Origin of the sequence: Bacillus cereus, assembly GCF_002577405.1 — a bacterium.
In the GTDB taxonomy this organism is placed as follows: domain Bacteria; phylum Bacillota; class Bacilli; order Bacillales; family Bacillaceae_G; genus Bacillus_A; species Bacillus_A cereus_AU.
Map to the genome: position 1 here is coordinate 12,170 of NZ_NULR01000016.1, position 18,739 is coordinate 30,908.

Below are 18,739 nucleotides of genomic sequence, written 5' to 3' on the forward strand. Positions count from 1 at the left end.
TCTATTCACTCTTATATGCTTCTTATTAGTCGATTTGCCCTAGTTTCCATTTTGGTAATGTTTAGACTATCCAATGATTATAATTTCATTTTACCAATTTAAGGTTAAGTTCCTCTTCTAGTTCTGTTGGAATCTTTATATTCTTGTAGCTTTTTCGATTCAGCACATCATAAATGGTTGTTTTGTTTCTTTTGTATAATTCACTAATTTCTGTTACAGACATTTTTTCATTAACAAATTTGTTAACTATATCAAGCACTTCCTCCTTGCTAAATCTCTTGTGTCTCTCTTCCTTACTAGCATCTCTCTCGTATATCAGTGTCTGAGCCTGCTTTATTAGCGTCTCAGACACTCTTATGTTTAAGTAGCTTTTTCGATTCAATATGTTAGAAATCATTCCCCTACTTATTCCGAGTTCTTTAGCTACTTTCCTAGTAGACATTCCTTTTACTACTGAATCAAAAACCCAGATTACTTGTTCTTCCTTTAATGAACCTTTGTTATATCGAAGAATTTCTTGTGCTTGTTTTTCTAGTCCTTTGTCTATTTTTACATATGAATATATTTCTCTCTTGATAATATCTTTTATAACAGAGGGATTCGTATTATACTTAGTCAATTTTGCTACTTGCCTACTTGATTTAAACTTTACATAATCTTTAAACACTTCTTCTACTAATGGTAAAAATTTCAGTTTATCTATCCCATCTAGAATATCACTTACTTGTTTTATTAGCGATTCATCAATGTTAACAAATTTATAAGATTTTCTCTTTAATATTCGATGGATAGCTGTCACAGAAGTATCATATTTTATGGAAATAGGATTCATATTCTTTTTTTCTATATACATGTTAAAAATATCCTCAATCTCTTGAGGAGAAAAATTGAATGTAGCTTTCTCTATATCAAATTTATAATAATCTTCCTCTAGCTTTTCAAGTTGTTTTTTATAATGTTTTTTCTTTTCTAACGATAACCGACTTAGTAAGTAGTCAACATGTAATAAAGTGGTTTTTTCGGATATTTCCTTCCTGCATTTATCGCCAATTAGGTAAAACATAAAGAGGTTATCACAGTATGGCTCATATCTTTGATGAGTGGTTAAATATCCATCTTTTGCTCTTTTATTAACAGAAACGGCAGTGTCATATGTTAATTTGCTATCCATAAAGATTATTTGACCATCTTCTTCTAAGTAGTAATCTGGTATTAGAGTCTTATCATCTATGTTAATTATGTTACGTAAGATAATATTAGGGTGTAATTCCCTAAGCATATTAAAAATTAGTTCTTCTAATTTTGAACCTAGGGCCGTGAAATGCTTTGACATTTTATCGCTTGATAGATAATAATTGCTATGAGTTTTTATACCTTTTTTTATAGCTGTAATACCTAAAATTTTTGTTTTATCATATAAAGTATTGATGATTTTTATCTTCCAATCTTTTACCCTTCTATCCTTATTAGATACTACTTTTTCTATAATTTCAAATTCGAATACACCCTCTACCTCATATCTCTTAGCAAATTGTTTTAATTCCTTTATTTTTTTTTCAAACGTTTTGTTAGCCATATGTGATGTTGGTAAATAATCTTCTCTTAGCTTTGGTAATCCTTTTTTAAAGGTGCATTCCATAACATTCTCAGTAATATCGTATTTTTTATTTCTAAATTTTACTTTCCAAGATGGCTTTCCCTTCGGAGTTTTTATCTTATCTATCTTGTCTATTTCAATACATTGCTGCAGTCCTAATTCCTCTACAAATCTAATTAATTCTATTTTCTTCTCCTCTTCTGTGACAATTTGAGGATTAGATTTTGCAAGATATTCCTGCCCATATTTTTCAATGCCTATCTTAAAAGCTGGAAGGCTTTTCTCAGCTACAGTTTTATACTTCATATTTTCAACATTTATATGCCATGTCCATAGATTACCAGAAGGAACTCTCCATGCCTTAATAACATTAAAAATTTCCCCATATCCATTTTTAGTTAACCATTGAGTAATTTCAGCAACTTTGATTTCATCTGTCACATTATTCGTTCTTCTCTTGGGTACAAAACATTTTGTACAACGTTCACCATTTAGTATTTCTCCTGCTGTTATATCAAACAATTTTCCGCAAACTACATGTTTAAGTGTAATGACCTCTTTATCACCTTTATACTCACTTACAACCTCATATTCACCATTTGAAATTTCATACAGTTGACGTACGTACTTCTTATGTGATTTCTTCACTCCCCCTCTACATTCGGGACAACGGCTATTACTATATAGTATATGCTTCGGCTTAGGATACCACTGATGTACACAGCCTTGAACATTGTGTTTATGTAATATTGCCGTATTTTGATTAATATAGTTGCCTAAAACAATAATTTCTCCATTTGTTATTTCATTCACTCTTGCTCTATAACTTTCTTCAGTCCACTTGTTTCTCACACACTTTCACCTCTGTATCCATTCAATAATATATACAAGTTTTCATTTCCACATACAATAGTTTGTAGTTTACTTAGGCCGATTAACGTAACAACTAGGACATCGACTTCCCTTGTTTATAAAATTAGTTGGTAACACTTCATATATGTAACCACAGGGATTATGTCTTAATTTAATCTTTGATTTATTATTAATGTAATTTGACAATACGGTATATTCATCTCCAACTAAGTAATGCAGTTCTTGGATAAAATTCTTCTTTCTTTGTTCTCCGATTCTTTTAGCAACACAAACTGGACATCGATTTCCCTTATTTAAAAAATCTAGTGGTCTAACACGCCATACATACCCACAAATAACATGCTTAATCTCAATCGGTGTTTTGTTATTAATGTAATTTCCAAGTATTTGATATTCATCGCCTGAGACACTCTCCAATTCTTTAATAAAGTCTGATGTTGTTTTCCGTCGTTTCCCACTACATACAGGGCAGCCAACACCTTTTAATAAATTTGTTGGACGAGCATACCATTCAAATAAACAGGTATTACATTTTACTTTTAGATTTTTATTAGAAAATTCATAATTAGTTAATATAGATAATCTCGTCTCCCAAACTTGGTACATTTCATATAAAAATTCATCGTTTGTTTTTTTCTTTGGCATTATTAACCCACCTTTGTTTTAAATCTATATTTATGTATTCTTCATTTACACCTACATTCCTTCTTTTTAGATAATACAAATAAAAATTTTCATTGTAACTAAGTTTTCTATCTGTAGACATCCACCTTCACCTACGTATCGGAGTTTAATATATATTCTTCGTATGGATTAAAGTGCTATCTTTTGTTTTTAGATAACATATGGTAACTAAATATAGCAGCGAAACTTTCACTACTCTCTTCGTGTGTATAGTTACCAAATAATATTATGATAATAAAAGTTGCCGTTCTGAACGTAAGTGAATAACGAGCAACTGCCGAGGAGGAACAAAGCGAAGCGGAGTGACGGGCAGGCTGCCCAATTTACTCTAAGAATCAATAAACTTATCAGCCCGTCGCTTTCTTCCTCCTCGGCATGTGATTCGACCCCCTATGTATTTTTATATATTCTATTATAAGAAATCCTAACTAACCCCCTACAACCACAAAGGTTACAGTAATCACTTATGCAAAAATCCACATAGATAATTCTGACTTTATTGCTCTACAATAAAAACATCATCCTTTTCAAACCATGCTACCGCTTCTCCCTTTAGATACTTCTCTAACAAGCCTCTCATTCTGCTTGAAGGGATATACAATTCAACTGTAATTATAAAACTGTTCAATCCACCATAAAATAATTATATTAAAATACCTTAAAGCTCATTATCACTTGCTATCCAAAACACAATATTGTTTCGAAATTTCTAATATAAATACTGTAAAATAGCAACTATTTCTGATGCTAAAAGGGCTAATTACCCGCCTCGTATCGGAATTTTTCACATCGCATTAGTGTGTATGTACGTGCTACCCTCTCTCCTATACTTGCTAGTACATAAAATTTGGAAAATAGCCCCCCATACAAAAGGAGCAGCTTATCAGCTACTCCCTATCTTTATATGTATTCAGTTCTACAAATCCATTAACAGAGTAATTTTAACTTCTAATTGAGCTGTACGTTCACCCGTAATGATTGTAGACACCTTTTGCTATTGCTATATCCTCCTGCTCTAGTAGCCAAGACAAACTGTATACATTTATCCCTAACTGAAACTGCTTCTGCGTAAAATAATGACGTAATGTATGGAGACTACTCCTTATAACCTTTGCTCGCTCTCCTGCAAGCCTCTCAACCCGTTCTACAACTTCTAGAGTAAGCAGATTTTCTCGATAGCTTAAAAGATAATCGCTATGCTCTTAGATATCATCTTTGAAATAGCTATTTTTAATTCGTTCATATTTAATTATGTACTTTTTAAGCATCAGACTAATATATACCTCTGTTTATCTCCTTTTCCTTAAATGCGAATTGCCGCTTCAAATACATCTAACAATTGTTAAGCTACACAACTCTAAACAGTGTATGCCACCGTCCACCTGCACCATCATAACTAGCTTTTTTCTTGCTTCATACTAGCTTATAGGCTCATAAGCATCCATCATTACTTTCACTTCTTTATCATCAAACGTTTGTATAATTGCCTTCGCTTCTTTTATCCACTTTATATCGCTGCAAGGATTCTGTCTTGCTGTTATATATGCTATTGATATGCGCTTCCTTACGTCCCTTGTTTTTTATACATCATATATGGTCTAATTTCGCATGAACCACTTTCAATCCATCTAACTTACCTACTCTCAATTTGTTAACACGCAACCACTTATAAACTTTAATTAAATTAGTACAACTTGCTTGCTAACTATCAAATATTATGTTTGGGATAGGGAAGATTCGGAAATGCTTTTTTGAATAAGTCAGCAACCTTATGATTCTTTGCTTCTCCATCTTTACATAATCGTACTATCTCAAAAGAATATGGGCTATCATGTAATGTTTTAATTTTACCTTTGAGATTCCTTCCATTTTTGTCCTTTCTATCTAAACTACGAACCTTGCGGTCATTTGATATCTGATAATAACCTTCATAACTCTCAATATCTCTCCAAATTTCGTTCATGGTATTTTCTCACCCTATCATTTGTTAATTAATATTCAACTAAATTCAATTATACGACTACTCCACACTTTGGTGTACAAAATTCACTATTTCTTACATCATAAATACTAATAGAATATAGTCCACTTTTTCTTCCTTCAATAAGCATTGCAGAATGGAGACAAACCTATATTTATAGTCATATATCTACTAAATACACCTCTATATGTTAAAATAAAATTAAGGAAACCTTCACAGCTCAAAGAGCAACTTTATAAGGAGGTTGTTCATACTGTGAAAGGTAGTATAACTAAAAATAAACAAACAGGAAAATGGGATTTTATTTTTAACGCTGGAATAGACCCTTTGACTGGTAAACGTAAACAGATTAGAAGAAGAGGTTTCGAATCGAAACGTCACGCAATGGATGAAATGACAAAGTTGAAAGCAACAGTCTTAGAGAATGCATTTATCGACGTAACTGCTATGACATATGAGAAATACATGAGAGAATGGTTTGAAGAACGAAGAAATCATCTTCAAAAAACAACGTTTGATATTCATTTCATTTATTACCAAAACGTCATAAATCCTATGCTAGGTCACTTTAAGATTCAGCAAATAACTCCTCTTCATATTCAAAAGTTTGTCAATAATTTAGTCAGCGAGGCAAAGTATTCAGAGCATACTGTACATCTAATCTATCGGATTGTAAGTGCATCGCTCAAAAAAGCTACAGTCATGAAGATTATCAAAGATAATCCAGCAAGTGGAATCACTCTTCCCAAAATTAAACGAAAAGAAATGAATATTTGGTCACTAGAACAAGTAAATCATTTTATCAGTACGGCCAAATCAATAAATCGTTTAACTCGTTGCTATATTGGCTTTTTGATAGCTCTCTTTACAGGAATGAGACAAGGTGAAATTTTAGGCTTACGTTGGAAAGATATTGATATGGATAACCAAACCATTTATATTAGACAAACATTAACACAAGAAGCAGAACTAAAAGCTGGTGCAAAAAATAATAGTAGCATTCGCTCTATTCATATTTCTAATAAATTAGTTTCTGAGTTAAAAGCACACAGAAAACTAGTGTTAGAAGAAAAACTACTATTAGGACAAAATTATAACGATTTTGACTTAATTATTTGCACACGAAGCGGAAAACCCATCATACCAAGAAATTTCCGTAAAGAGTTCTATAACTTGACTGAAAAAATAGTTTTGCCCAAAATACGTTTCCATGACCTAAGACATACACATGCGACAATTTTGATTCAACAAAACGTCAACGTTAAATTAATCTCTGAACGTCTAGGGCATGCTGAAATTGGTACAACACTAGACACTTATAGCCATGTACTACCGAACATGCAGAAAACTGTGTCCGATGAATTGGATAAAGTCATTGAAATGTGACCAAACTAGTGACCGCTTAAAATCATACTACATGAAACCCTTATAGCGCTAAGGCTCAAACGCTTTTCATCCATACATGCCTGAAGAAGGCATCGTAGAAGTAGGCGAACTAAAAATACACCAAGCATCACACGCCCGCTACTTTGAAGACTTCTTAAAATTCGTCGAGTACGAACGCTCCATGCCTGAAATTATGAAAACACAAGTAATGGACATGGTATACGACCAAATTGAAGATGTATTTGAAGAAGGTACGGAAGAACGCGAACAATTCGATCAAGCAATGGAAGTATGGGCTGCCAGTCCGAAACGCGAAATTATGGAACAATTTTCAACCGAAGAAGTAATGGAAGCTACCGCTCAAATCGTCGAGCACGCTCCTGAAGTGGAATTAAAGTTAAAAGCAGACCATATCTCTGTGAAGGCTCTGCTTGCTGATTTTGGAGATCAAATACATATCGCGAAAGTAAATGACCGCTATGTACTTATGATTGAAGCTGATACGCTTACGTTCGAGAAAGGCTTCTCTCCTATCGAGTTTCTGAAGCCGGATGAATTGCAAGATGTGATTGAGCGGATTGAGAATAAGCAGCAGTATAGCTATAGCCCAGGAGAAATTGAATAGAACAATGTAAAAAAGACAATGACGGGTCAAATCCCATCATTGTCTTTTTATTATTGAAAACATTTCGTATCAAGGACATACGCTGTAATGTGTCCGTCTTGTATATCTGTTAATGTTATATTATATGATCCGGCATTTTTTTAAATGCAACACCATCTTCCAATGGATACGAATCTTTTAAACTATTAGCATATTTCAAATGAGGTTTTTATGTTATATTAAATGGAAATCAAGGGGGTTTTTACATAATGGAACAATTAGAAATAACTTTTGAAAGTCTCATAGATCCAATGCTGCAAAATATACTCCTAGATGAAAAGGAGAAAAATCCTGATTATGCTTATACAGAGTTCGATGATATTTTTGCTTTAGCATATACAATTGGCACTTCAAATAAAGTACATATTAAAATTGGACTAATATTGAACTAGCAATAGATTCCATCTATCGTTGTACTGAACGCTATTTACACAAACAAAATATTTAATACCTTTTCTTTTCACACCATCACAAAGTAAAAATTTGTGGTGGTTTTACTTTTTATTTTAATAAATGGCTCCATTATCAAAATACACATACAATGTACATTCCTATTAAAAATAATAAAACATAGCATGAATGATGCGAGACAAGCTATGAAGTGTACAAACTAAACTCCAGTAACATATCCCTGAACTCTAGTTGTACACATGCGTAGGATAGATAATATAACTAACTCTCTCTTACTACATCCTCCATCTCAGCCAAATACCTAAGCTGCCTTTCCGCCTTTCTCACCGCCGTATGAAAGTGCTTTTTCAAAAGTTCCACTGTACTTTCACTTATATAATATCTTTCCGTTATACTTTCCCACGTGTCACTACTTTCAAATGTACTCCAAACGAAAGGACGCTCTGTATTTTTTCTCATTTCTTTAAATACCCATTTTCGCATCTTTTTCTTCGCTTTTTCTGTTAATTTCCCATCCTTTACAAGTTCAAGCTCACCATGCCTTTTGTATCGCTTATTAATATCTCTCTCGCTATATACTTTAAGTAGTATATTTGCTGTATTCTCAGCATCTGCTAAAGCGCGGTGCTGTTTCCCTTCCCATGTTAAACCAAGCTGCTCCACCGCAAATTGTAAACTGGGTGTATGTTCAAACAATTCTTCATACGCTTGGAAAACAAAGTTTTGCAAATCAAATCTACTTTCTTTTTCTATACATGGGCATTCTACACTATGTAATGCACAATCATGAGATAGAAAACGATAATCTTCTTTTCCCCATGAAACAAATATAGACTCTTCTCCAATGAACTGAATAAATTCCTCTATAATTTGAGGGAATTTTTCTACACCAATTAAATCTTCCTTTGTAATTCCAGTTAATTTTGTTGTATGACGAGTTAATCTTGCACTCGGTTTCACTAACTCTGAAAATTCTTCAATTATCTTCATTGTACCTATTTCTATTTTTACAGCTCCGATATCAACTATCTCTGACGGATCTTCTGATTTATACGGCCTGAAATTCCTCTCAATATCGAACACAATAAAATGTGTAGCGTTTTTCAATTTTGATACCTCTTTCTAATTCCTTTTAATACGATAGCTTAATTAGTACTTTAAAAACCTTTTCTATCTATTAGAAGTTTCGCTTTTATTTTCAGTATCTATTTATAATCGTAGTTTATACATGAGATACCCTTAATTAAAAAACGAAAATTCAGTCTTATCAGTATATGTAGGTAGGAGAACATCTATAAAATGCAAAAAAAAGAAGGGCGAGCCCTTCTTTTTTCAAAAATTACTTCTTGTTTACGTTTGTAGCTTGAGGTCCACGGTTACCTTGTTCTACTTCGAAAGTAACTTCTTGACCTTCTTCTAAAGATTTGAAGCCGTCGCCTTGGATAGCTGAGAAATGAACGAATACGTCTTCTCCGCCTTCAACTTCGATGAAACCGAAACCTTTTTCTGCGTTAAACCATTTTACTTTACCGTTTTGCATGTAAAAAATCCTCCTACAATGTACCTATATGTACATATTCATTTTCAACCACTTTACAATAATACGTCATAAATTAAAAAACTGCAACCCCCGAAGGAGATTTAACATTGCTATCCTCCTCGGAAGTTACAGCTCATTTAAATCTCTATATTATTAAAAGTAAAATGGTTTAAAGTAACTATATCATATCAATATAATAAAAGTAAAGTTTTTTTACTATATAATTTTTCCCTTCCACTGCATCGCTTTTGATTCACCTGATCCAGCTACAACATAGCCTTCTTTTTGATTAACGATGCGCCAACCATGCCCTTTAACTGAGTCACATACTGTAACAATACCTTCGTCAAGGTGCACACGGCAAACAGTGCTAACTCCTGCCTTATTTTTCGTTGAAGTCGTATATAGTACATGTTGATCTACACTTAAGTCTAAATAGCTACTAGCTTTTTGCTCACTTTGACATGTATGCCAACGTATTTTTTTATTCTCAATACTTTCATCCATTTTACAAAAAGAAATCATACCGCTAATGCCTTTACACGATCCACTTGCCGCTACTAAATAAGAATTATGTATAGTCAACGCAGAAATCATCTGATCCATTGCTATTTTAATCCTTCTTAATTTACGTTTCTCTAAATCAAAAAGCCAAACACCACCATATTTGGCATGTATTTTCGTACCGATAAATAAGTAATGTTTATATAAGAATAACGAACGAATAGACGGTGCATCACTACCGTAATCAAGAAATGGATGAATGGTCTCCCATGTAGAACCAAAATTATTAGAATGATACAACGTTTTATCTCCATGAGCAACAACCGTTCCACTCTTATTGCTACACACATTCCAGCTTGTTGCTTTCGTCGGAAAACGCCGAACCTCCCATGAGTCTCCACCATTCATACTACGAATAAAAACTCCTTCGTCTCCTACTCCGTAAACTATGTCACCTTCACTATGTAAATCTCGAATTCGTTTTTGAAACCCATTTAAAATTTGATTCCATTCTCCATCTTGTTCAATGAATAAGCCATTATATGTAGTAGCTAACAACAGTTTTCCATCTCTTAACTTTGTAATAGCAGTTGCACTTAGCATTGTCTCCACGTTGACACTCCCATTCTTAGAACTTCTCAGCAAATGCAATTGCAAAATCACCGCATTTTTCGATATCCTCTTTATCTTCTGGAGCTAATTCAATTTTCAGTCCTTCTTGTACAAGCTCTGCACCACGTTCTACGAGACGTTCTTCAAATATCGTCACCGCTTCACAAAACAGTTCATACGCCGTATCACCAGATCCGAATACCGCTACTTTTTTTCCTGATAAATCTATATTTTCTAAATCACCATGGAAATCTTCCGCTTCAAATGGCAATTCACCATCACCCCACGTATAAGATCCTAAAATGATTCCATCATAAGCTAATAATTCTTCAGCATCCATACCTTCCATCTCTTGTAATACTACTTCATGATCAAAGGCATCTAAACTTACTTTAATTAAATCAGCAATACTCTCTGTATTCCCTGACATACTTGCATATGCAATTAAAATTTTCGCCACTTTAACATCCCCCTCACACAATAAATGATTCTCATTCTCATTATATTAATAATGATAATCAATTTCAATTATATTTTTTGTTATTTTATTTAATTCCATAATAAAAGGAACAGATGACTATACAATCATCTGTTCCTTTTATTACTTTTTAAAAATACCAAATGGCTTTCCAACTGGTAATACAACTTTACCAAAGTGTGTATTTAATACCGCAGCTGCTGAACCATAGAAAGATAATAATGAAATACATAGTTCGGAATATGCTGCTAAATTGTGCATTGCATGTGGCATAACACCTAAAGTACTTAACGAAAGACCAATAAATAAGAAATCAATAAGGACGAAAATCATAAATAATACTTTATGTGTTTCCATTGCACCAATTGTCATAAAAATCGTGAAAATCAAATATCCGATAAAGGCTACACCAAGCTGTTTTGAATCTGCTGTTTGGGCTAATTTTTCGCCAAATACTCCAAGTTGAATTAACCAAGTCGTTCCAACACCTAACCAAAATAGGCCGTACGCACCAAATGCTGTTGTACCGAACGTATTGTTATGCTTTGCATCCTGAATGCATGCAAAGATTTGTGCAAATCCTCCTAAAAAGATTGCCCATGGTAATACAAGTGAAACGCCATCTGTTAAGCCTAACTTTTGAGATGATGCTACAAGTGTTACCATCGCTAATCCAAATAGACCAATTCCAGACGGATCTGCTGTTGCCATTTTCACATGATATGTAGTAGTTTGATTGCTCATATAAACCTCCTGATTATAAACATACTCGAATACAATACTTAAATCAGAAGGCTATGTCAATGGGTTTTTTTGTATGTCGTCAGACCTTATATCTTATAATGATTAAATATACTTTCGACCATTTCGTAAGGTTTTATATTCACATTTTCCAGCTCATTTATCGGTATCCATAACGGAATATAGCATCCTCTATCTGTATGCTTAAACTCCTCACCTTTTCCGCTTCCGAACACTCCATCCGTAATATAGGCTTCATAATAATATTCGGTACCTTCATACTTTACCTTTGTAATAAGGCGCTTCACTTCTATATGTACCCCTAATTCTTCATATACCTCTCGCTTCGTTGCCTCTTCAGATGTTTCTCCTTCTTCTATTCCACCGCCTGGAAAAACGTAATATATTTCATCGTCTCGAACACGTTTTATAAGAGCAATTTTCCCGTCCCGTACAATAATAGCTGCACCGCGATTTCTTACCACTTTATTACCTCAATACCAATCGCAACTGTTCCCCACTCTTCTTCTTGTTCTTTCGTATATATTTTGTATGTACTTTCTAGCATTTCCTCTAAACTATCATTTTCACAATCCAATAATTTTTTATCAATTTGCTCGTACATTGCTTTAAAGCTTTCGTATCGCTTTACTTCCGTTACTTTTACAGCTATCGTCTCTGCTGTCGTAAGGTTTGTAAATACAATTTCATCACTTTGTTTTATAAGTTGACGTTTTGTATCGCATAACCGTACTTCATATACTTTCTTTCCTGATTGAATTGACTGAAAAGGTTCATTATATAACCCCATTTTGTGTTTCATACGTTCCACTCCCTTTTATTCATTTCGCCTACTAACATGCTTACAAATTACCAATTCATACAACACAGTTCGCTCTATACCCCAACTTGCATATAATGCTTCATATCCATTACTTACTTTAGAGAGGATGCTAAAATCGTTATGTTATATTTAAATCAAAAACCTGAATATAGTAAATATGATATTGGTGATTATACTTATAGTAAAGTAGGACCAACTATTTTTTCTTGGAATGATGAAACGAAATTAAAAATAGGTAAGTTTTGTTCATTAGGAGAAGAAGTCGTTTTCATACTTGGCGGTGAGCATCGCGCTGATTGGATAACGACTTATCCATTTAATGCTCTTTTCGCTGAAGGAGCACATATTACTGGTCACCCATCTTCAAAGGGTGATATCGTAATCGGCAATGATGTATGGATTGGTTATCAATCTTGCGTTTTATCTGGTGTTACAATTGGTAACGGTGCCATTATCGGTGCAAAGAGTGTTGTTACAAAAGACGTACCTCCCTATGCAATTGTGGCTGGTAATCCGGCAAAACTTGTTCGATACCGTTTCCCGCAAGAAACCATTGAAAAACTAGAAAACCTTGCATGGTGGAACTGGGACATTTCTGTGATAAAAAATTCCATCCCATACCTCCTCTCTGACAAAATCAATACATTTTTTGATTCACCTGACAAAGAATCAATATGAACAGTAATATAAAAAGCATCCTATTCTTTCTTACAGGATGCTTTTTTATTTATTTTCTATTAGGAAATATATTCGCTACCGTAAACTCAGTCGCCAGATTTGTCCCAGGTTGTGAAACTCCATCTACAGTTGTTGTAAAACGGTTCATAAAAGGCACATAATCATCTCATTTCATCTATAGTAAAAAGTGCTCTATACTATAAATATAGACAACCTATGCAATGTACGTTGTCCAACAAAATTCCGCACATACGAGAGGGGTTTATAAAATTATGCGCTATGTAATCATAACAGGAACTTCACAAGGTTTAGGTGAAGCAATTGCCACGCAATTATTAGAAAAAAATACAACGATCATCTCTATTTCTAGAAGCGAAAATAAAGAGCTTACTAAACTCGCAGAGCAAAACAACAGCAACTGTATGTTCCATTCCATAGATCTTCAAGATGTACATAACTTAGAAACTAACTTTAAAGAGATCATCTCATCTATTAAAGAAGACAATGTATCCTCTATTCATTTAATTAACAATGCAGGCACACTTGCACCTATGAAACCAATTGAAAAAGCAGAAAGTGAACAACTTATTACGAACGTTCACATTAATTTACTTGCACCTATGATTCTTACATCTACGTTCATGAAACATACGAAAGAATGGAAAATAGATAAACGCATTATCAACATTTCATCTGGAGCAGGAAAAAATCCTTACTTTGGCTGGGGAGCTTACTGTACAACGAAAGCTGGTGTAAATATGTTTACACAATGCGTTGCTACTGAAGAAGTTGAAAAAGAATATCCAGTAAAAATCATCGCTTTTGCACCAGGCGTTGTTGATACAAATATGCAAGCACAAATTCGCGAAACAAATAAAGAAGACTTCACAAATTTAGACCGCTTCATCGCATTAAAAGAAGAAGGAAAACTACTGTCACCTGTATACGTTGCGAAAGCTATACGTAACTTACTAGAAACTGAGGACTTCCCGCAGGGTGAGGTTATTAGAATTGATGAATAGTAAAAAGGCACGCTATAATAGCGCGCCTTTTCATTCTATTCCTCTAAAAATATAAGTACAGACTCCATAATTTGCTCATAACCAATTTCTTTATAAATTTTATTAGATGTTGGATTTGCTAAATCAGTATACAATGTGGTCGTTTTATAACCTTCATCTAACAAATGTTGACTGAGGGCGGCTACACAATTAGACGCATATCCTTTTTTCCTTGCTTCTTTTGGCGTATATACAAAATTAACCGTTATGTTATTATTAGTTGGTCTCGTTTTTGCAGCTACAGAAACGAGTTTTCCGTCCACTTCCAAACCAAATAGACGACTATTATTGATTAATGTATGTGCTGTTTGTTTCGCTTCTTCTTTCGTAGTTGGGAGCTTCACGTCTTCGCAAAATTGATATATCCACTGTTCTATTAATGGTAGTTCATCACTACTTACTTCTCGAAAGATTCCATCTCCGTTCCACTTTTTCTTTACTTGTTTTAATTCATATATACCTTGCTCCATTGCAACAGTAGTTTTTTTCTGTTCTAACATCGCAATCTCTTCCGCTAATTTCTGTACAATTTTCTTATTACCAATCAATCCAGGAATATCCGGATATACTTTCGTTAACTCTTTTGCAAGCACTTTGATAGCTACTCCCGAAATTTCAGCATTTGCAATAATGATTTGTTTCTTCTCTTCTGTTTGAAGAAATACAACTGCAATTTCTTCCTCTTGTTTTGCTACCCCCATAAATATCGGTTCTTGGACCATTTGTAATACACCTAATATTAGATTATTTTCCTGCTCATTCTTTTCTAAAAATGGTGTAACATCTTCTTTAAAACGAATAATCTCTTCATATACGTTTAGTTGAATCATCGACAATCTCTTCTCTCTATTTATAGTTTAATTAAGTATTGGCGATTAATTCATTAAATCCCTCTTTTACGATTCAATAATATTCGAGGCTAACGTATTCAAATCTTTTTCAGCTTGTAAAATTCTCTGATTTTCCTTTTCAAATACCTCTTCTTCTTTTTGAAATGACGCTTTCCGATTTTGAATCATACGCCTCATTTCTTTTTTGCTCGGTCCACCATATACATTTCTTTTTTGAATAAAAGCTTCGGGTGATATAATCTCTTTCCACTCTTCTTCTAATAAACGCACTTTCAAATTTTCTTGTAAGTACAGATTTACTTCTTCGAAATGTAATTCATGAAGCTCCTTTTTCTGCTCCAATGACATATTTGCAATAGCACTTGCTGCATGATGCGCATGCCGAAATGGAACTTCATAGTTTTTTGTTAAAACATCCGCGAAATCTGTAATCGTAATCGCATGTTTATAGGAACGCTCCTTTAACGTTTCCTCTTCTACTTTCATCGTTCGGATGACTGCATTCATAATACAAAACACACGAATCGCCTTTTCAATTCCTTTATATAAATACGGCTGCAGATCATCTTCTGTATCGACAATATCACCAAATGGTGTATTATGAATCATTTGAAATACAGTAAATGCTTCTCCTAAAGCACTACTCGTAATCGCACGGGCGTGTTCAATTGAAACTGGATTTCGCTTTTGCGGCATAATACTACTAATTTGTACATATGGCTTCGCAACAGTAATACCATTATATTCTTTCGTCGCTAATAATAAGAAGTCATGAATCCATCTACTCGCATTTGTCATAATTACCATAAGTAATGAGCTAACTTCTAATAAATAATCTGCTCCAGCAACAGCATCATATGAGTTCTCGATTACATTTTTAAACCCAAGTAAATGGGCAACTCGTTCTCGTTTAATGGGGAAACTTGTTGTAGAAAGTGCAGCTGCACCCATCGGGGAATGATTTAAAAGCTGATATGTTTTTTTCATTCGTTCTAAATCTCTTTGCATCGTATCATAAATCGCTAAAGTATAATGACCAAATGTTGTTGGCTGTGCTGGTTGGGTATGTGTATAAGCTGGCATGATCGTTTCCTTATGGTCATCTGCAAGTTGCAATACACTTTCTTGCAATAACAAATGATGTTCCATTAACCGTAATACATATCGCCTTAAACTCATGCGATACATCGTTACACCCATATCATTTCTACTTCTACCGATATGCATATTACTTACAAAATCGCACTTTGCTTCTTGAGAAATTAAATATTCCACTAAAAAAAAGAGATCTTCGTGCTGTTCCGTATATACCAATTGATTTTTTTGTATTCCTTCTACCTTTTTAAGTGCGTTTAATATTACTTTAGCTTCTTCCTTTTTCATTAATCTTTCTTCCGTTAGCATCATAATATGCGCTTTATGCACCTGAAACATATCTTTCAATAAGTAGTTACGTTGAAAATCAAATACATGTTGTAATACGCAATCCACATATGTTCTTCCAGGGAAATCAGCGCCTTCACTCTTTATAAACTCTTCTTTACTCTGTTTCATCACCTTTTCCCCTTTCACCTAAGTATTACTACCCATCATACCCAGTGATGGCAAAAAAGTGCTTGTATATAAAAATAAACTCGATGCTCTCTGCACCGAGTTTATTTAATAAAAGTCGCATCATACTTATCACTTTGCAACACTTGGAAATGTAAATTTGCTAAATGTTTACGTATTTCTGCGCTATCGTCTTCATTTAAATTATTTGCTAAAAACACAATTTCTGTACAGTTTCCGCGTTTATCCATAGCATAAACTGCTTTTGTAACCGTCCATGGTGTATAACCATTTTTTTGCCCAGCATGTCTGAATGTTTTACGATATTTCTTGGCACTCATATCCGTTTCAACGATATTCGCCCACACTTTTTCTTCTGCTTCTGTCAGGCCACCTTTATGATTTGCCTTTTGAAGCAATACCATATAATCATTTGCCGATGCAGCAGGAAGTCGATCTGACCAAATTTTATCATATTGTTCCTCTAAATAAAGAGGAATTTCTTTCTGTAATAATGGCCCTTTCTTTTTTAAGCGTTCATGAATGATCATCGCATATTCACGATACTGCTCTTGAGACATTTCTTTTAACTTTTTCTCTATTTTATATTTTGGAACATGTAATTCTTTATGCAAATATCCTGGAATATATAAGGATGAAACGATAGGAAATAGTGGTTGGTGTGCAGGAAGCGATAAACTTTGTAAATTCCGATTAATGTTATCTAATCCTAACACTTCCATTAAGTATTCAGTATTTGCATTTGAACTGAACTTAACCATTCCTTTTGCAACTTCTTCTAAAGAAACTGCGCCTTCAGTTATCTTCCCTTTTTTTTGCAAGTAACTTTGCCATCTATCTTGTGCACCGCCATCTGTATTCGGTACATAATATCGATTCACATCATTAATCGAAACGAAACTTGACGGGTCAATTTTCCCTTCTGTAACTTGTTTCGTATATTCAAGCGCCACAATTAACTTCATCGTACTAGCAACTGGCAATACAACATTTGGATTTATTGAATAGACAACCTTATCATTTCTCTTTACTAGAAGCGCACTATTTTTTTCATCTTTATGCTCTTCAATAAAGGATGCTATATACTGCGCATCATCATTATTTGAACTCCATACTTTTTCCACTAAAAAATTACCCGATATTAGCAAAACGAAAATACCCACAATCACTGCGCATACTATAGTTTTTTTCAAGTAAAATTCCTCTCCTATTGTGTAACTCTTCTCTATTTATCTAAAAAAAAAACAAAATAATGGAGATGATTATTTTAGCAATCATCTCCATTATTTTAACTTGTATACTCCTATTATGTCTACGTCATAATTTTCACGAAGTCTTCGAGGAATTTTTTATAATGTAATGACCAACCAATTCGTACCCAATTCTTTAAGGCTTTTGAGTCAGGTTGAGGACGAAAATCTGCAATACTTTCTCCTTTTGCAATACCAACTATACCTACATCGACACGGCGATACACATAATCTAAAAGGGATGGATTCGCCGCAACCATCATTGTAACGACGTCATGTACCGGACTTCCTGTTATTTTTGGATTCAATTTTTTATAAGCTTTATAATAATAATTAAAAATTGGTTCAATTAATTTATTAAAATTCGTTTTAGAATGTTTCGTAATATATTTCACCATCTCTGGCGTAATAATAGCTTCAGACGTAACGTTAAGTGGCACTAATGTCACATTCTTGGCATTTTGCATAACCAATTGTGCCGCAATGGGATCGCCATGAAAATTTGCCTCCGCGACTGGTGTCACATTACCAGGCATTAAAAAAGCACCGCCCATTATATAATATTCTTTCACATACTTCATCATCGGCTTTTCTAAAATAAATGCTGTTGCCAATGTTGTTGACCTACCTGCATCAACAATGATTAATTCTCCTTTATACTTTTCAAGAATATCGAAAAATGCACAAAAAGGTTTTATATTTGGCGAAAATGCTTTTGGAGGTTTAATAGGTCCTAAGCCATCTGCGCCATGAATTTCCGGATAAAACGTCACAAAATCCCCAGACAAAGGAATTTTCGCACCATTAATAACAGGTATATCTTCTCGTCCTGCAAGTTGCAGTAAATACGCTGCATTACTTGTCGCCTTTTCTTGTGATACATTTCCATATCCCGTTACAACACCAACAATATCAATATCAGGATGCATAATTCCATACATGATAGCTAAAGAGTCATCTATTCCAGGGTCTCCTAAAAATAACACTTTTTTCATCGACCTCAACTCCATCC

Annotated in this window: 18 protein-coding genes and 1 pseudogene; 5 read left to right on the forward strand and 14 right to left on the reverse strand. The window is 33.9% G+C overall.

Going from position 1 to position 18,739, the window contains the following annotated elements:
• Nucleotides 1-85 precede the first annotated feature (85 nt).
• From COC96_RS19970 to COC96_RS19980, 3 genes are all read right to left on the reverse strand, one after another.
• Nucleotides 86-2,449 carry a helix-turn-helix transcriptional regulator gene (locus tag COC96_RS19970; protein ID WP_098769232.1) on the reverse strand — a complete coding sequence of 788 codons (2,364 nt, stop codon included), beginning with the start codon at nt 2,447-2,449 and terminating at the stop codon, nt 86-88.
• A 69-nt stretch (nt 2,450-2,518) separates the two neighbouring features.
• Entirely contained in the window at nt 2,519-3,115 is a 597-nt protein-coding gene (locus COC96_RS19975; protein ID WP_098769233.1) for a zinc-ribbon domain-containing protein, read from the reverse strand.
• A gap of 1,747 nt (nt 3,116-4,862) precedes the next feature.
• Nucleotides 4,863-5,117 carry an NUMOD4 domain-containing protein gene (locus COC96_RS19980; protein WP_097860836.1) on the reverse strand — a complete coding sequence of 85 codons (255 nt, stop codon included), beginning with the start codon at nt 5,115-5,117 and terminating at the stop codon, nt 4,863-4,865.
• A gap of 273 nt (nt 5,118-5,390) precedes the next feature.
• On the opposite strand from COC96_RS19980, the gene COC96_RS19985 reads away from it, so the two are divergent.
• The 3 genes and pseudogenes from COC96_RS19985 (at nt 5,391) to COC96_RS19995 (ending at nt 7,577) form a co-directional block, all read left to right on the forward strand.
• On the forward strand, nt 5,391-6,521 hold the full coding sequence (locus tag COC96_RS19985) for a site-specific integrase (protein ID WP_098769234.1): 1,131 nt from the start codon (nt 5,391-5,393) through the stop codon (nt 6,519-6,521).
• 67 nt (nt 6,522-6,588) lie between these two features.
• Nucleotides 6,589-7,146, forward strand: a pseudogene (locus COC96_RS19990) (DUF3898 domain-containing protein); the annotation flags it as partial.
• A 248-nt stretch (nt 7,147-7,394) separates the two neighbouring features.
• A complete protein-coding gene (locus COC96_RS19995; protein WP_098267097.1) occupies nt 7,395-7,577 on the forward strand; it encodes a hypothetical protein in 183 nt (60 codons plus the stop codon).
• 280 nt (nt 7,578-7,857) lie between these two features.
• Here the strand turns inward: COC96_RS19995 and COC96_RS20000 are convergent, their stop codons facing one another.
• The 7 genes from COC96_RS20000 to COC96_RS20035 all read right to left on the reverse strand — a co-directional run bounded on the left by COC96_RS20000 (nt 7,858) and on the right by COC96_RS20035 (nt 12,294).
• Nucleotides 7,858-8,703 carry an exonuclease gene (locus COC96_RS20000; protein ID WP_098769235.1) on the reverse strand — a complete coding sequence of 282 codons (846 nt, stop codon included), beginning with the start codon at nt 8,701-8,703 and terminating at the stop codon, nt 7,858-7,860.
• Between the two features lie 232 nt (nt 8,704-8,935).
• Nucleotides 8,936-9,136, reverse strand: a complete 201-nt coding sequence (gene cspB, locus COC96_RS20005; RefSeq protein WP_001179147.1) for a cold shock-like protein CspB — start codon at nt 9,134-9,136, stop codon at nt 8,936-8,938.
• 216 nt (nt 9,137-9,352) lie between these two features.
• Entirely contained in the window at nt 9,353-10,252 is a 900-nt protein-coding gene (locus COC96_RS20010; protein ID WP_142340022.1) for a WD40/YVTN/BNR-like repeat-containing protein, read from the reverse strand.
• 16 nt (nt 10,253-10,268) lie between these two features.
• Entirely contained in the window at nt 10,269-10,712 is a 444-nt protein-coding gene (locus tag COC96_RS20020) for a flavodoxin (protein WP_098769237.1), read from the reverse strand.
• A gap of 141 nt (nt 10,713-10,853) precedes the next feature.
• Complete coding sequence (locus COC96_RS20025) at nt 10,854-11,474, reverse strand: acetate uptake transporter (protein ID WP_098267094.1); 621 nt, start codon at nt 11,472-11,474, stop codon at nt 10,854-10,856.
• Between the two features lie 86 nt (nt 11,475-11,560).
• A complete protein-coding gene (locus COC96_RS20030) occupies nt 11,561-11,956 on the reverse strand; it encodes an NUDIX hydrolase (RefSeq protein ID WP_098769238.1) in 396 nt (131 codons plus the stop codon).
• Nucleotides 11,950-12,294 carry an ASCH domain-containing protein gene (locus tag COC96_RS20035; protein WP_098267092.1) on the reverse strand — a complete coding sequence of 115 codons (345 nt, stop codon included), beginning with the start codon at nt 12,292-12,294 and terminating at the stop codon, nt 11,950-11,952. Before COC96_RS20035 ends, COC96_RS20030 begins: the two co-directional genes overlap by 7 nt.
• Before the next feature lie 141 nt (nt 12,295-12,435).
• Between COC96_RS20035 and COC96_RS20040 the strand changes: the two genes are divergently transcribed.
• Nucleotides 12,436-12,993, forward strand: coding sequence for a CatB-related O-acetyltransferase (locus COC96_RS20040; RefSeq protein ID WP_097902717.1), 558 nt, complete (start codon nt 12,436-12,438; stop codon nt 12,991-12,993).
• A gap of 272 nt (nt 12,994-13,265) precedes the next feature.
• On the forward strand, nt 13,266-14,015 hold the full coding sequence (locus COC96_RS20045) for a (S)-benzoin forming benzil reductase (RefSeq protein ID WP_098769239.1): 750 nt from the start codon (nt 13,266-13,268) through the stop codon (nt 14,013-14,015).
• Nucleotides 14,016-14,050: 35 nt separating this feature from the next.
• Here COC96_RS20045 and COC96_RS20050 read toward each other — a convergent pair whose 3' ends face one another.
• The 4 genes from COC96_RS20050 to COC96_RS20065 all read right to left on the reverse strand — a co-directional run bounded on the left by COC96_RS20050 (nt 14,051) and on the right by COC96_RS20065 (nt 18,722).
• On the reverse strand, nt 14,051-14,884 hold the full coding sequence (locus COC96_RS20050) for a GNAT family N-acetyltransferase (protein ID WP_098769240.1): 834 nt from the start codon (nt 14,882-14,884) through the stop codon (nt 14,051-14,053).
• Between the two features lie 66 nt (nt 14,885-14,950).
• Nucleotides 14,951-16,459, reverse strand: a complete 1,509-nt coding sequence (argH, locus tag COC96_RS20055) for an argininosuccinate lyase (RefSeq protein ID WP_141535914.1) — start codon at nt 16,457-16,459, stop codon at nt 14,951-14,953.
• 101 nt (nt 16,460-16,560) lie between these two features.
• A complete protein-coding gene (locus COC96_RS20060) occupies nt 16,561-17,670 on the reverse strand; it encodes a serine hydrolase (RefSeq protein WP_098769241.1) in 1,110 nt (369 codons plus the stop codon).
• A gap of 119 nt (nt 17,671-17,789) precedes the next feature.
• On the reverse strand, nt 17,790-18,722 hold the full coding sequence (locus COC96_RS20065) for a nucleoside hydrolase (RefSeq protein WP_141535915.1): 933 nt from the start codon (nt 18,720-18,722) through the stop codon (nt 17,790-17,792).
• Nucleotides 18,723-18,739 lie beyond the last annotated feature (17 nt).

Excerpts from the sequence above, each read along its gene's own strand:
- COC96_RS19975 (WP_098769233.1), bottom strand. The coding sequence starts at position 3,115 with ATGCCAAAGAAAAAAACAAACGATGAATTTTTATATGAAATGTACCAA.
- COC96_RS19980 (WP_097860836.1), bottom strand. The coding sequence starts at position 5,117 with ATGAACGAAATTTGGAGAGATATTGAGAGTTATGAAGGTTATTATCAG.
- COC96_RS19995 (WP_098267097.1), top strand. The coding sequence starts at position 7,395 with ATGGAACAATTAGAAATAACTTTTGAAAGTCTCATAGATCCAATGCTG.
- cspB (WP_001179147.1), bottom strand. The coding sequence starts at position 9,136 with ATGCAAAACGGTAAAGTAAAATGGTTTAACGCAGAAAAAGGTTTCGGT.
- COC96_RS20025 (WP_098267094.1), bottom strand. The coding sequence starts at position 11,474 with ATGAGCAATCAAACTACTACATATCATGTGAAAATGGCAACAGCAGAT.
- COC96_RS20035 (WP_098267092.1), bottom strand. The coding sequence starts at position 12,294 with ATGAAACACAAAATGGGGTTATATAATGAACCTTTTCAGTCAATTCAA.
- COC96_RS20040 (WP_097902717.1), top strand. The coding sequence starts at position 12,436 with ATGTTATATTTAAATCAAAAACCTGAATATAGTAAATATGATATTGGT.
- COC96_RS20045 (WP_098769239.1), top strand. The coding sequence starts at position 13,266 with ATGCGCTATGTAATCATAACAGGAACTTCACAAGGTTTAGGTGAAGCA.
- COC96_RS20050 (WP_098769240.1), bottom strand. The coding sequence starts at position 14,884 with ATGATTCAACTAAACGTATATGAAGAGATTATTCGTTTTAAAGAAGAT.
- argH (WP_141535914.1), bottom strand. The coding sequence starts at position 16,459 with ATGAAACAGAGTAAAGAAGAGTTTATAAAGAGTGAAGGCGCTGATTTC.
- COC96_RS20065 (WP_141535915.1), bottom strand. The coding sequence starts at position 18,722 with ATGAAAAAAGTGTTATTTTTAGGAGACCCTGGAATAGATGACTCTTTA.